10 protein-coding genes and 1 pseudogene are annotated in these 13482 nt (G+C 61.1%); 1 reads left to right on the top strand and 10 read right to left on the bottom strand.

Features of this window, described 5'->3' with window-relative positions; genetic code table 11:
* Positions 1-45 precede the first annotated feature (45 nt).
* The 6 genes from cbiB to QA646_RS08425 form a co-directional block, all read right to left on the bottom strand.
* Positions 46-1026, bottom strand: coding sequence for an adenosylcobinamide-phosphate synthase CbiB (gene cbiB, locus QA646_RS08400; protein ID WP_283058610.1), 981 nt, complete (start codon positions 1024-1026; stop codon positions 46-48).
* On the bottom strand, positions 1023-2021 hold the full coding sequence (gene cobD, locus QA646_RS08405) for a threonine-phosphate decarboxylase CobD (protein ID WP_283058611.1): 999 nt from the start codon (positions 2019-2021) through the stop codon (positions 1023-1025). The genes cbiB and cobD overlap by 4 nt, the downstream gene beginning before the upstream one ends.
* Positions 2018-3325 (bottom strand): cobyrinate a,c-diamide synthase, encoded by a 1308-nt coding sequence (locus QA646_RS08410; protein WP_283058612.1) that lies wholly within the window; start codon positions 3323-3325, stop codon positions 2018-2020. The genes cobD and QA646_RS08410 overlap by 4 nt, the downstream gene beginning before the upstream one ends.
* The gene (cobA, locus tag QA646_RS08415; protein WP_283058614.1) at positions 3322-4170 is read right to left on the bottom strand and encodes a uroporphyrinogen-III C-methyltransferase; all 849 of its coding nucleotides are present in this window, start codon (positions 4168-4170) and stop codon (positions 3322-3324) included. Before cobA ends, QA646_RS08410 begins: the two co-directional genes overlap by 4 nt.
* A gap of 302 nt (positions 4171-4472) precedes the next feature.
* Positions 4473-5432: a nucleoside hydrolase gene (locus QA646_RS08420; RefSeq protein ID WP_283058616.1), complete on the bottom strand. Its 960-nt coding sequence runs from the start codon at positions 5430-5432 to the stop codon at positions 4473-4475.
* Positions 5433-5598: 166 nt separating this feature from the next.
* Entirely contained in the window at positions 5599-6006 is a 408-nt protein-coding gene (locus QA646_RS08425; RefSeq protein WP_283058618.1) for a cobalamin biosynthesis protein, read from the bottom strand.
* A gap of 186 nt (positions 6007-6192) precedes the next feature.
* Between QA646_RS08425 and QA646_RS08430 the strand changes: the two genes are divergently transcribed.
* Positions 6193-6978, top strand: a complete 786-nt coding sequence (locus tag QA646_RS08430) for a TSUP family transporter (RefSeq protein ID WP_283058620.1) — start codon at positions 6193-6195, stop codon at positions 6976-6978.
* A gap of 236 nt (positions 6979-7214) precedes the next feature.
* On the opposite strand, the gene cobO is transcribed toward QA646_RS08430, so the two are convergent.
* From cobO to cobW, 4 genes and pseudogenes are all read right to left on the bottom strand, one after another.
* Positions 7215-7859 carry a cob(I)yrinic acid a,c-diamide adenosyltransferase gene (cobO, locus tag QA646_RS08435; RefSeq protein ID WP_283059010.1) on the bottom strand — a complete coding sequence of 215 codons (645 nt, stop codon included), beginning with the start codon at positions 7857-7859 and terminating at the stop codon, positions 7215-7217.
* Between the two features lie 120 nt (positions 7860-7979).
* A pseudogene (locus QA646_RS08440) lies at positions 7980-8450 on the bottom strand (dimethylsulfonioproprionate lyase family protein); the annotation flags it as partial.
* Positions 8451-8452: 2 nt separating this feature from the next.
* Positions 8453-12421 (bottom strand): cobaltochelatase subunit CobN, encoded by a 3969-nt coding sequence (cobN, locus tag QA646_RS08445; protein ID WP_283058622.1) that lies wholly within the window; start codon positions 12419-12421, stop codon positions 8453-8455.
* A gap of 9 nt (positions 12422-12430) precedes the next feature.
* The gene (cobW, locus tag QA646_RS08450) at positions 12431-13480 is read right to left on the bottom strand and encodes a cobalamin biosynthesis protein CobW (RefSeq protein ID WP_283058623.1); all 1050 of its coding nucleotides are present in this window, start codon (positions 13478-13480) and stop codon (positions 12431-12433) included.
* Positions 13481-13482 lie beyond the last annotated feature (2 nt).

Below are 13482 nucleotides of genomic sequence, written 5' to 3' on the forward strand. Positions count from 1 at the left end.
AGATTAATACAGATAGTGAGCAATTCGTTAACGCGGATCGACCGTTCACAACAGCAACAGGAAGACCGCGAAGGCGACGAGCGTGAGCATCGTGCATGCCGAATAGAAAATCGAGATACCGCTGTCGACATCGTTGACGGTGGCGATATCGCGGCCGGAACCGTTGATCATCGGTTCGCGCACGACCTCGCCGCCATAGATGCGCGGCCCGGCAAGCTGGATATCCAAAGCGCCGGCCATCGCCGCCTCCGGCCGGCCGGAATTCGGTGAGCGGTGCAGTCCGCCATCGCGAACCGCAACGCGGATCGTATTGCCGAGCGCCGAAATCCCCTTTTGGGCGAGCGCACCGGCGGCGATCAGCAGGATCGACAGCCGCGCCGCCGGCCAGTTGGCGACGTCGTCCAGCCGGGCGGCTGCCCAGCCGAAATCGATATAGGTCTCGGATTTATGGCCGATCATCGAATCGGCGGTGTTCAGCATCTTGTAGACGAACAGGCCCGGCAGGCCGAAAACGGCATACCAGAGCGCCGGCGCCACGACACCATCGGAAAAATTCTCGGCAAGGCTCTCGATCGCGGCGCGGCAAACCCCGGGCTCGTCCAGAGTTTCAGGATCGCGCCCGACGATGCGCGATACGGCGCGGCGTCCGCCATCCAGTCCTTCGCTCCGCAACGCCTTCGATACCTCGCCGACATGTTCGGCCAGGCTCTTCTGCGCCAGGAAGATCGCCACTAAGCCCGCTTCGACCAGGATGCCGAGCCAGCCGAAGAAGGCAAGCAGACCATGTACGGCCGATCCTGCAATGACTGCGCCGAAAAGCAGCGCGAGGATCGACATCACGCCATTGCGGCGGCGCGCCAGACCCGGCAGATCCCTGACGTTGAAATGGCGGTCGAAAAAGGAAATCGCCTTGCCGAACAGCACGACGGGATGCGGCAGGCGCTGCCACAGCCAATCCGGATCGCCCACGAAGCGATCCAAAAGCAATGCCAGAACGAGGATAAGCAAGTGTTCGTCGATGATCATATCGAATAAGCCTCAAGTGCCCCGGCAAGCCTGCGATCGGCGACCTCGTCTGAAGCAAGGCCAAAGCGCAGCCAATTGGGCGCATAGTCGAACTTGCGGACGAGAATATGATGGCGGCAGAGATGCGCATATATGTCGCTGGCGCGATCATCGGCGACCAGCGCGAACAGCCCCGTTCCGCCTGCAACCTGAAGCTTGGCTCGGCTAAGGACTGCATCAAGCGCCGATCTGCGATCGAGAATGCGGTTGCGAATGGTGGTCGTGTCACCGGCCATCAAGGAGGCAGCCAATGAAAGTGCCGGTCCGGAAACGGCCCACGGACCGAGCCAATCCTCGAAACGTTCCAGGATGGAGGCCCGAGCGATGACGAAACCGAGGCGCAACCCGGCTAAGCCGAAGAATTTGCCGAAGGAACGAAAAATGATGAGGTTCGGCATGGAGGATGCATAAGGCGCCAGGCTGCTTTCCGGCTCCATATCCCCGAACGCTTCGTCAATCACCAGCAGTCCGCCGCGCTGTTGCAGCTCGTCATGCAATTCTCTCAGCCGGTCGACGGACAGCGTGCGGCCATCCGGATTGTTGGGATTGACGGCGATCACCAGCCTCTGTTCGCAAGTGAGATCACCGATTCCCGCAATCTGGACAGCGGGCGTACCAGCAAGCGCAAAGGCGCGGACGTATTCCCCGTAGGTCGGCGACAGGATCGCCGCGCTGTCTGCCGTTCCAAGCCGTGGCAGTAGCTGGATCACCGATTGCGTACCGGGGACAGGCAGCGGCAGGATGTCGCCGCTGCGATAATAGGCCCTCGCCGACTCTCTCGCCCGTTCCATCAGATCCTGGTCCGGCAACCGATGCCAGGCAGAAACGGGAACCTCCGGCAAGGCGATGGGATTGGGATTGATCCCTGTCGACAGGTCCAGCCAGTCCTCCGGGCGTCCGCCATAAAGCCGAGCCGCCGCCGCGATGCCGCCGCCGTGTACGATCCTGTTCGTCATGCGGCCTCACGGGCAAGATCGATCAGATGCATATAGGAACCGGCGACATTGCCGCGCTGCAGGCCGGCCATGCCGAGATCGGTCCCAAGCGCGTCCTTGACCGCAAACAGCCGATCCGCCGCGCCTTCGGAGACGATGGTCGAATAATGAAATTCGTGCGCGGTCATCGGCCGATCGAAGAATGAGCCGGCAAGCGGCACGACGCGCCGGTAACCGAGATGCCGCTGGCGCTTCTCATAGCTCGTGACGACAGGCAGCAGCCCGAGCATTTCATGCCGCATGCCGGTGGCATCCACCAATCCTTCGCCGAGCACCATGTAGCCACCACACTCGCCATAAATTCGCACACCCCGCGCGGCGGCTGCCTTCAGTGCCTCTTGAAAATGGAAGGCCGCCGCAAGCCTGCCCGCATGCAATTCCGGATAACCACCCGGCAGATAAATCGCATCGGCATCATCAGCCGGAGCTTCATCGGCAAGCGGCGAGAAAAACGAAATCTGCGCGCCACGGCGGCGCCAGCCGAGCAGCATATGCTCGTAGCAGAAGGCGAAGGCGATATCGCGCGCTACGGCGATGCGCTGTCCAAACGGCATCAGCCGCGCGATGTTGGCGACCGACGGCCGGACGATATTCAGATGTGCGGCGCGCAGCAGCAGTCCGAAATCGCATGCTTTGGACACCGTCTCCGCCGCATGTTCTATAAACGCCTCCAACCCCGCATGTTCTCCGGCCTGTACCAGCCCAAGATGCCGCTCCGGCAGCGTCAGCCCCTTGTCGCCGCGAATGACGGCGGCCACGGGAACGCGAACGGCCTCCAAGGCCTGGCGCAACATCGCCTCGTGCCGGTCGCTGCCGACACGGTTGAGGACGACGCCGGCAATGCGGACATCGGCGCGGAAATTGGCAAAGCCGCTGACGAGCGCGGCAATCGACTGCGACATCCGCGAGGCATCGACCACTAGCACGACGGAAAGCCCAAGGAAGGCGGCGAGATCGGCCGGCGTGCCCGAACCATCCGCGGCACCATCGAACAATCCCATCATAGCTTCGATGATCAGCATCCGCCCGCCGGCACGATGCAAAGCCGAATTGGCGGAGATCAATTCGGGGCGCATAGCCCAGGGATCGAAATTAAGGCAGGGCGAACCGCTGGCGGCAGCAAGGAAGGCGGGATCGATATAGTCAGGGCCGGCTTTGCCCGGAGCCACCGCGATCCCCCTTTTCCGCAACGCGCGCAAGAGGCCGAGCGTGACCGTGGTCTTGCCCGAACCGGAAGACGGCGCGGCGATCAGCAAGCCGCTCATGCCGGCACCTTATGACCCGCACTTGCTCGCACCTCCGTCTCCGGCAGAAGCTTGCGGCCGGATAGAGCGCCAAGCCAGTCGAGCGAAGAGCGCAGCTTGACCACATTGCCGACCACGACAATCGCCGGCGGTTCCATGCCGGATGCGGCGACATCGGCTTCGGCCTGCCCAAGCGTCGTCTCCAGCACCTGCTGCGCCGGCGTGGCAGCATTGCAGACGAAGGCAACCGGCTCATCGGCCGAACGACCGGCAGCGATGAGATTGGCGCTGATCTGCGCGATATGCTTCATCGCCATATACATGACGATGACCGGCGAGCCCTTGCCGATCGCTGCCCAATTGATCGCATCCGGCACGACGCCGGAGGAATCATGGCCGGTGAGGAAGGTGACGGCATGATTGACGTCGCGATGGGTGACAGGAATGCCTGCATAAGCGAGGCCACCGATACCGGCGGTAATACCCGGTACGATACGGAACGGAATCCCGTGTTCGACCAGCGTCAGCGCTTCTTCGCCGCCACGCCCGAACACGAAGGGATCGCCGCCCTTCAGCCGCAACACACGTTTGCCCGCACGTGCCAACTCGACAAGACGCAGGGAAATATCCCGCTGCTTGGCGGACGGCTTGCCGCCGCGCTTGCCTGCGTATTCCAATACCGCGCTGGGATGGGCGAGTTTCAGGCAGTCCTCGTTGACGAGCGCATCGTGCACGATGATATCGGCCTCGGCCAATCCCTTCGCCGCCAGCAAGGTCAAAAGCCCAGGATCGCCCGGCCCAGCGCCGACAAGCCAGACGGAGCCCGGCTCAAGCGCCGGCAGATTGGAAAATGCGGTATCGTTCATCCCACCTGTCCTATGCCCGGATGACCAAAATTGCAATCTTGAGAATGGGATAAGGCCACCACGGCTCGAGTCTCATTTCCCTCTGGAAATGATAGGACAAATCAGGCCTCGGCAGCAGCAACGCTGCGCTATTCATTTTCCCCAGTGCGACGAAGACGCCGGAAGGAAGAGCCAACGCCTTGCTCTGACTCAAGTTGTCAGGCTACCAGTGCAACAATTTGATAATATTGCAAAATAAAGAAGCCCGCGAACAAAAAGCTTTCGGAGAGGGCAGCAGCACCGCCGCCCTCTCCGAATCCATGTCAGTGGTTCGCCTTGCCGAGAATCACATCGCGGATCAGGTCGATAACCGCTTGCGAGCGGATGCCGGTGCAGACGATTTGGCTCGGCAGATTATCCCATTCGTTCGGCGGAAAATGTCGGCCGTTCGGCTTTACGATCGTCTGGCCGTCGGCAATACCGCCACAGACGACACGTACCGAACCCTCGATGGTATCGAACAGCTCCGGCGCGACGACATAGACGCAGGCGCAGCTATCGTGCACCATCATGCCGTCATCCACCGCATGGCTGTAGAAATCGATGTAGGACTGCGACAGGTCGGACAGCAACTGCACGGACGGACCTCCAGCCTTTGCCATGTCCGCAAGATAGCTGCGGCTCATCGTCGTGACCGCGGTCACGTCGAGACCGACGACGACGACTTTCCAGGCCGCAGTCATGACGGCATCGGCGGCTTCCGGATCGCCGTGGATATTGGCTTCCGCCACCGGCGAGACGTTGCCCGGAACATAGAAATTGCCACCCATGATGACGACGTCTTTCACCAGCCTGGCGATCTCCGGATCTTGCTTCAGGGCTAGTGCCAGATTGGTCATGCGGCCGACAGCAACGAGCGTCACCTCACCCGGATTGGCGCGGACGGTATCGATGATGAACTGATGGGCCGGACGCGGATCGGTCGGCAGATCGATCATTGCCGGCACTTCGATATCGCCGAGGCCGTTGTGGCCATGCACGAAAGTAGGCCAATCCCGCTCCTTTCGCGACGGATCGAACGTGACGCTGGCGCCGCGGGCAACCGGGCAGGTAATATCCCACTCGCGCTTCAGAAACAGCGCATTGCGCGTCGTCGTGTCGACGGAAGCATTGCCGAAAACGGTGGTGATGCCGAGAAGATCGATATCCGGATGACGGTGCAGGAAGAGAAGCGCCATGGCGTCGTCGACGCCAGGGTCCGTGTCGTAAATGACCTTGTGCATGATTTTTCCTTACGAATATTCTTATGAAGCTCGATATCGCCCAAAATGGCGCCGTACCATCGGAAATCTCGCTTGGGCTGCACGGATACACGAGATCGACGGCCTGCGAAATGCCGCACCGATGCCACACCAATCATTTTCGAGGTGTGCGCTATGGCATCGGCGTTCAGTCGATTTTCGCAATTGCTGCGGTGGCAAAGCCGGATTTGACTTTCGGAAGAACAAGCTCGGCAACGGGTCCGGCCGCCGCCAGCGCAGCCGCCTCGGCGACCCCGTGACAGCCGACGCGAGCAAAGACGAGCTCGGATGGATTCTTTAGGCGAGGTGTCTCCCGCTCCAACGTTGCGGCGTCGAAAAAGCGCAGCGGCAATTGGAGATGAGCAGCGGTTTCGACGATCGCCGGCTCGTTGCTCCGCGTATCGATCGAGGCGATCGCAAGGACCTGAGCGACCGCTATTCCGCTCTCCCGCAAGGCATGTTCGACAAGCAGGCGCAGATCGTTCCAGTCCGTACCGCGCTCGCAGCCGAGGCCGAGAATGTAGCGGGGGGCAATAGGTTTAGGCTGTGTCGTCATGTGGGCCTCAGCGACGGCAATTATAGTCTGGCAAATCCGATCTCGCGGCAAAACGCACTCACCTGACCATCTACAGAGCCATCCCCCTGCCCGTCAATTTCGCCCGGTGTGTCCCATTATCAATTGCACTGGCGCAATTGCAGTGCCAGAAGACATACGAAACCAAACGCCTTCGAGTTCCCCACCTTGCAAGACATCACCCTTCATCTGCTGCTTCTGCTCTTCGCCGCCGCCTTCTTTGCCGGTTTTGTCGATTCCATTGCCGGTGGCGGCGGACTGATTACCGTGCCTGCCATGCTGCTTGCCGGCATTCCGCCTTTGCAGACGCTCGGCACTAACAAGCTGCAATCGATCTGCGGTGCCGCCTCTGCGACCATCGCCTATGCCCGCCAGGGCCACGTGCAGCTTCGCACGCAATTGCCGATGGCGCTGACGGCAGTTATCGGCGGCATGCTGGGTGCAGCGCTGGCGACGATCATGCCAGGCGATGTCCTGCGTATCATACTGCCGTTCCTGTTGATCGCCATCGCGCTCTATTTCGCTTTCAAGCCCAATCTCAACGATATCGAAAAACACGGCCGCATGAGTGCCGCGCTTTTCGGTTTCACCTTCGTGCCGCTCATCGGCTTTTACGATGGCGCCTTCGGCCCCGGAACGGGCTCGTTCTTCATGCTCGCTTTCGTCACACTCGTCGGCTTCGGCATGCTGAAGGCGACAGCTCATACGAAGCTGTTGAATTTCGGTTCCAACCTCGGCAGCTTGATCGTCTTCATCTTCTCCGGCGCCATTCTCTGGAAGGTGGGGCTCACCATGGGGCTTGGGCAGTTCCTCGGCGCCCAAGTCGGTTCAAGGCTTGCCATGCGTATCGGCGCAAAACTGATCAAGCCGCTGCTGGTGATCGTCTGCATCGCCTTCGCCATCAAGCTGCTGGCCGATCCGACCAATCCCGTTCGCGTCTGGCTGGGGCTCTGAAACAGGCGGCTTTGATTACCTGCCACCTAATTGATAGTGCTGAAGGCGGCAGTCACACGGAATAACTGAAGCCTTTCAGCCAACCGTCTCAGCCGCCAATCCAACATGAACTCCCCGACATTCATCGCCACGCCATTCACCATCGTCTCGATCCGGTGGAGCCCTGGACAACCTTTCGCGTTGGCGGTCCGAAGATTTACATCGCCTCCGCCGACCGAAGCGCACCGCTGCTCTGATCAGAATTCGACGCCAGGCTGTCCCTTGATGCCGGAGCGGAACGGATGCTTGATCAGCTCCATCTCGGTGACGAGATCGGCGATCTCGATCAATTCTTCCTTCGCGTTGCGGCCAGTCAATACGACATGCGTCATGTGCGGCTTCTCGGTTTTCAGGAAGTCGAGGACGTCGTTGATATCGAGATAGTCGTAGCGCAGCGCGATGTTGATTTCGTCGAGAAGCACCATGGAATTGCGCTCGTCGCGGATCAACTCCTTGGCCTTCTCCCAGGCAGCGCTGGCGGCTGCCACGTCACGGGCACGATCCTGTGTCTCCCAGGTGAAACCCTCGCCCATGGTGTGGAACTGGCAGATATCGGAGAAATGCTTTTCGATGAGATCCCGCTCGCCGGTCCACATCGCGCCCTTGATGAACTGCACCACCGCACACGGCTTACCATGGGCGATGTGACGGAAAATCATCCCAAAGGCGGCCGACGACTTGCCCTTGCCTTTACCGGTATGGACGATGATCAGTCCCTTCTCATCCGTTTTCTTCGCCATGATCTTGTCACGCGCGACCTTCTTCTTGGCCATTTTCTCGGCATGGCGGGCGTCATCGTTCTTCGGTGCTTCAGTGCCCGTTTCGGCTATCTCTTCGCTCATTTGGGTCCTCCCTGGAATTATCGATTTCTGTGCCAGCGATCCGCCACGCCAAAGGTAGAGCGCGACGAGCGGTGTCCTCCCGGTTCGCATGGCATGGCGAATATCCGAGGAATGATGAATGATCTCGCCCGTCCAGCTCGGCAGGAAGGCTTGACTATCCTTGCTCCACAGCGAACCGTCAGTCAGCGGAATATAGATTTCCTCGGCGGTATGATGATGATCCGGATAGTGTACATCCGGTCCGAGCAGCAGAAAGCCACCGGCCATATCGTCGCTGATAAAGTGGCCGCGCGTGCCAAAAAGCTCGACCCAGCCATATCTCTGCAGAAAATCGGCGCCGAAATCGGCGATGCCATAGGTCTGTGCCCAGTGCAAAACGCTTGCCGCACGCGTAAGGCTGGAAAACAGTTCGGCTTCCGCGGCGTCGGCTGGTCGGTGGACCACACCCAGATAATCTGCGACCGGCAGGCTATGAGCCGCCAAGGGCCGCTCGTCCATCCGCCAATCGAAGTCTTCGACGAAACGCTTCAATATCGGATCGCTCCGCGAAGCGACGTAACGATGGAAAGCCTGAAGAAGATCGTCGACCATACTCAAGCAACGATCTCCTTACCGTCGGTCAAAGTCTCCAGATCGAACCGTGCCGAATTGCTGCGTGGCGTCCAGAGACGACGATCGATCGCTTCGAGCAAACGTTCCTTCATCTCCTGCAAAGCGGCCGGATTCTTCTCCGCCATGAAATCGCGCACAGCGAGATCGACGACAAAAGCCTGATAGACCGCCTCGAAATGATGATTGCGCACGGCGCCCGTGGTCGCTGCGAAAGCGAAGAGGTAGTCGACCGTGGCTGAAATCTCGAAGGCGCCTTTGTAGCCATGGCGCATGACGCCCTCGATCCACTTCGGATTGACGACACGGCCGCGCACGACACGGCCGATCTCCTCTTCCAGCGAGCGGATCACCGGCTTTTCCGGCCGGGAATGGTCGTTGTGATAGATCGCCGGACGCGCGCCCGCAAGCTGCTCAGCCGCAGCAGCCATGCCGCCTTCAAATTGGTAATAATCGTCGCTGTCCAGCAGGTCGTGCTCTCGATTGTCCTGATTCTGCACGACCGCCTGAATCGAACGCAGCCGCTCCTCGAACACGCCGCGTTCGGCTTTCCCGTCCTCGCCTGCGCCATAGGCGTAGCTGCCCCAGACGAGATAGGCCTCCGCCAGATCCGCGCGCCTCTCCCAACCTTTCTCATCGATCAGCGCCTGCAATCCGGCTCCATAGGCACCGGGCTTCGAGCCGAAGACGCGGTAGCCGGCTCGCCGGCTGGCCGATGCCTCGTCCAGTCCCGCTGCCGCCAATCGCTTGATCTCGCCTCGCATGCGTGCCGCGATGGGATTGTCTGCGGCGTCCTCATCCAACGCCCCGACCGCACGGACCGCTTTGTCGAACAGCGCGATCTGCTCGGGAAAGGCATCGCGGAAGAAACCGGAAATGCGCAGCGTCACATCGACACGCGGCCGCCCGAGCTTTGCGGGCGCGACGATCTCGTAGCCGGTAACCCGCCGCGAGGTCATGTCCCAGACCGGCTTGACGCCGATCAGGGCTAACGCCTGGGCAATATCGTCACCGCCAGTACGCATATTCGACGTGCCCCAGGCCGTCAGCCCGAACGAAACCGGCCACTCGCCATGATCCTGCACATAGCGGCGGATCAGCAGTTCCGCCGATTTCTTGCCCAGCTCATAGGCAGCCGGCGTCGGGACGGCGCGGCTGTCGACAGAGTAGAAATTCCGACCCGTCGGCAAAACATCCGGCCTGCCGCGCGTCGGCGCACCCGATGGTCCGGGCGGCACGAACCGCCCATCGAGGCCCTTCATGAGAGCAGCGATTTCGGCGTCACCACAAGCAAGTATCGAAGGCTTGAGGCGAGATTCGATTTCAGCGAGGACGGCGAGGGTTTGCGGCCAGTCTTCGGGACAGGCGATTTCGCCGGCGACGAGTTTCGCGGCCAAGAGTTCGATGCGCTCGACCGTATCGCCCTGCGTACGCCACGGGGCGTCGGAAATGTCGGCGAGAATATTGGGACGTGAGCCAGTCCATGCTGCGGCCATATCGCAATCCAAAGGATCGAATGGCATATACGGGAGAGCGACAGAGGGGGGTACCGGCTCCTCCGCTTTTTCTGATCCGAACGCATCCCGCGCGATCGCCCGCTGCAGGCTCTGATCGCCGCCCTCGCCCAAGCTCCGCGGCACACGCGCCAGCGCCACCGTCAAATCCGTCAGCAGCCTTCCAGATGGGGAGACTCCGAAAACATGCAGCCCGTCGCGAATCTGCATTTCCTTGAGATCGCATAGATAGGCGTCGAGTTTCTTGAGCGCCTCATCCTCGCCTTCGCCCTTGGCAATCCCGGCATCCTGATCGAGGCCGATATCGGTGACCAGATCGAGAATCTGCTTGCGCAGCAGCCGAATGCGGCGGGGATCGCCCCCGGAGGCTTCGTAATATTCGTCCACCAACGCTTCCAGATCCTTGAGCGGGCCATAGCTTTCGGCACGGGTCAAAGGCGGGGTCAGATGGTCGATGATCACGGCGCTCGCACGGCGCTTGGCCTGCGTGCCCTCGCCGGGGTCGTTGACGATGAAGGGATAAAGATGCGGCAACGGCCCGAGGACTGCTTCCGGATAGCAGCTCTCCGATAGCGCCAGCGCCTTGCCCGGCAGCCATTCGAGATTGCCGTGCTTACCCATGTGAATGACGGCATGTGCACCGAAAGATCGGCGCAGGAACGCGTAGAAAGCGAGATAGCCATGCGGCGGCACGAGATCCGGCGAATGATAGCTTTCCTTCGGATCGATGTTGTAGCCGCGGGCGGGCTGGATGCCCACCAAGACGTTGCCAAAACATGCGAAGGGCAGCGCAAAGGCGCGCTCGCGAACATAAGGGTCGCTTTCCGGATCGCCCCAACGGGCAGCGATCTCTTCCTGGATCCGCATGGGAAGAGATGATAGGAAATCCTTGTATTCCCTTAGGGAAAGGGTCTCGCGCACGATCCTGCCATCATTACCGGAATTGGTCGGCCCGTCCATCAGGTGCCGCATAAGCCCATCGCCATCGGCAGGCAGATCGGCAACCGGATAACCCGCTGCCCGCATCGCTCTCAACACTTCCATCGTGCCCGCCGGCGTGTCCAGTCCGACGCCGTTGCCGAGCCGTCCGTCGCGGTTCGGATAGTTGGCCATGACGAGAGCCACGCGCCGATCCTGCGACGGCGTTTTGCGCAAGTGCGCCCAATTGGCCGCCAATCGGGCGGTGTAGCGCATGCGGTCCACTGCCGGCTCGCTGCCAACGATATTGGCCTCGACGCGATCATCATAACGCGCCGCCGCCTTAAAGGAGACGGCGCGGGCAAGCACGCGCCCATCCACCTCCGGCAGCGCGACATTCATGCCGAGATCGCGCGCGGAAAGGCCCTGTGAGGAGGCTTCCCAAGCCTCCCGGGAGGATGCGGAGAAGATCGCCTGCAGCACCACGGCATCACTCGCCTCCAACACGGTCGGCTGGCGATCTGCGCCCGGTGCCGAAACGGCAAAACCGGTCGTGTTGATGACGACATCCGGCTTCAGCTCGGCGAAAACGCTTTCGAGAATGCCGACGGAGACCGGATACTTGAGACTATAGGCAAATACCGGCAGCGGTCGCATGCCCTCAGCGATGAGCGCCTGTATCATGGCTTCGACCGGCTTGGTTTCGCCGCTCTGCACGAGCGCGCGGTAGAAGGAAATGGCGATGGTCGGGGGGTCGATTCCCGCTGCCTGCTCCGAACCCGGTATCGCCCCCTCAGCCGGCGCTGTCGCGCCACCCTCTCCCTGCTGGGGCGAGGGTTTGGATGCCGCGTCCTCGATTTTCCCCTTCTCCCCTCGGGGAGAAGGTGCCCGCCCTTCGACAAGCTCAGGGGCGGATGAGGGGGTGCCTCCACAGTGCGCGGAAAGCGTCTTCCACTCTTCGACCCCAATCACACCCCTGCCCGGCCACCAGATTCCCGCCTTCATTAGCGGAGCAGCCGGCGCCGGCTTTTCGGCGCCGGACAGCATGGCGCCGGCGTAGCCGAGAAAATCACGGGAATTGGCGTCGCCGCCTTCGATCAGATAGGACCACAGCGCATTCAGATCCTCGAGCGCAACGTTGGAAAACGGCGTCAGCCCCGGATCGGGCTTCGAATCCCCCGGCAGCACCGCGATGAGCGCGCCGCTGCGGACCGCACAGGCATGCAGCGCTTCGAGCGCATAGTGAAAATAGCTGGCACCGCCAAGCGCCCGCACGATGATCAGCTTCGCATGCCGCGCCGTCCGTTCGACATAGGTGTCGACGGACATGGGATGCTTGAGGCTCATCAGGCTTGCGAGCCGCAGGGAATGGGCGGCTTCCCCCTGCCCATAGGCAGCGGCTATCGCCGCAAGTTCGGTATCGGCCGCCGACAGAAACAGGATATCGCCCGGCGACTGACCGAGATCGATCGCCTCCTCGCCGTCGCTGATGGTACCTTTTTGAGCTAGGAGGAGATGCATGGCTTCGCCTTAGGCCAACGTTTCTATCGCCTTGCGCACAACCCCTTCATCCATCTCATGCAGCCCAATCACCACAAGCCGGGTCTGACGCTCTTCGCCTGGCGTCCACGCGCGGTCGAAATAATGGTCGATGCGGCTGCCGACGGCCTGGATCTGCAGGCGCATCGGCTTGCCTGGCACATCGACGAAACCCTTGAGACGCAGGACATCATGTTCCGCAATCACGCCCTTCAGCTTCTCGATAAACAGAGCGGGATCAGCGATCGGGCCGAGATCGACGACGAAGCTGTCGAATTCGTCGTGATCATGCGGGGCGCCGTCCTCGTGCTCCAGCTCATGATGCGATTTGCGGTTAGCGATATCGCCTTCGGTGCCGATGCCGAGGCCAAGGAGGATGGCGGTCGGGACCTCACCGTTTTTCGCTTCGATGATCGTCGGCTTGCGGGCGGTGCGGGAGGCGACTTCGGTACGGACGCGGCCAAGGCCTGCGACGTCGATCAGGTCGGTCTTGTTGAGAACGATGAGATCGGCGCAGGTCAATTGATCCTCGAACAGCTCCTCGATCGGGCTTTCGTGATCGAGCGTTTCGTCCTCGACACGGCGGGCTTCGACGGCATCATGGTCATCGGCAAAACGACCGGCGGCGACAGCGGCGCTGTCAACCACGGTGATGACGCCGTCGACGGTGACCTGGGTGCGGATATCCGGCCAGTTGAAGGCAGCGACCAGCGGCTGCGGCAGAGCAAGACCCGAGGTCTCGATAACGATATGGTCGGGACGCGCTTCACGCTCCAAAAGCTTGGTCATGGTGGGAATGAAATCGTCCGCGACGGTGCAGCAGATGCAGCCATTGGTCAGCTCGATAATGTCGTCCTCGGTGCAGTTCTCCGCGCCGCAACCCTTCAGCACGTCGCCGTCGACGCCCAGATCGCCGAACTCGTTGATGATCAAAGCGATCTTCTTACCGCCGGCGTTCTGCAAGAGGTTGCGGATCATCGTCGTCTTGCCGGCGCCAAGGAAGCCGGTGATGACGGTGGCGGGAATTTTTTCCTGGTTCATTC

The sequence above is a fragment of the Rhizobium sp. CB3090 genome (assembly GCF_029714285.1).
Taxonomy (GTDB): Bacteria; Pseudomonadota; Alphaproteobacteria; order Rhizobiales; family Rhizobiaceae; genus Rhizobium.

What these genes read in the sequence shown, in the direction of transcription:
- cobA (WP_283058614.1), bottom strand. Translation starts at nt 4,170, where the DNA reads ATGAACGATACCGCATTTTCCAATCTGCCGGCGCTTGAGCCGGGCTCC.
- cobD (WP_283058611.1), bottom strand. Translation starts at nt 2,021, where the DNA reads ATGACGAACAGGATCGTACACGGCGGCGGCATCGCGGCGGCGGCTCGG.
- QA646_RS08410 (WP_283058612.1), bottom strand. Translation starts at nt 3,325, where the DNA reads ATGAGCGGCTTGCTGATCGCCGCGCCGTCTTCCGGTTCGGGCAAGACC.
- QA646_RS08420 (WP_283058616.1), bottom strand. Translation starts at nt 5,432, where the DNA reads ATGCACAAGGTCATTTACGACACGGACCCTGGCGTCGACGACGCCATG.
- cobN (WP_283058622.1), bottom strand. Translation starts at nt 12,421, where the DNA reads ATGCATCTCCTCCTAGCTCAAAAAGGTACCATCAGCGACGGCGAGGAG.
- cobW (WP_283058623.1), bottom strand. Translation starts at nt 13,480, where the DNA reads ATGAACCAGGAAAAAATTCCCGCCACCGTCATCACCGGCTTCCTTGGC.
- QA646_RS08425 (WP_283058618.1), bottom strand. Translation starts at nt 6,006, where the DNA reads ATGACGACACAGCCTAAACCTATTGCCCCCCGCTACATTCTCGGCCTC.
- cobO (WP_283059010.1), bottom strand. Translation starts at nt 7,859, where the DNA reads ATGAGCGAAGAGATAGCCGAAACGGGCACTGAAGCACCGAAGAACGAT.
- cbiB (WP_283058610.1), bottom strand. Translation starts at nt 1,026, where the DNA reads ATGATCATCGACGAACACTTGCTTATCCTCGTTCTGGCATTGCTTTTG.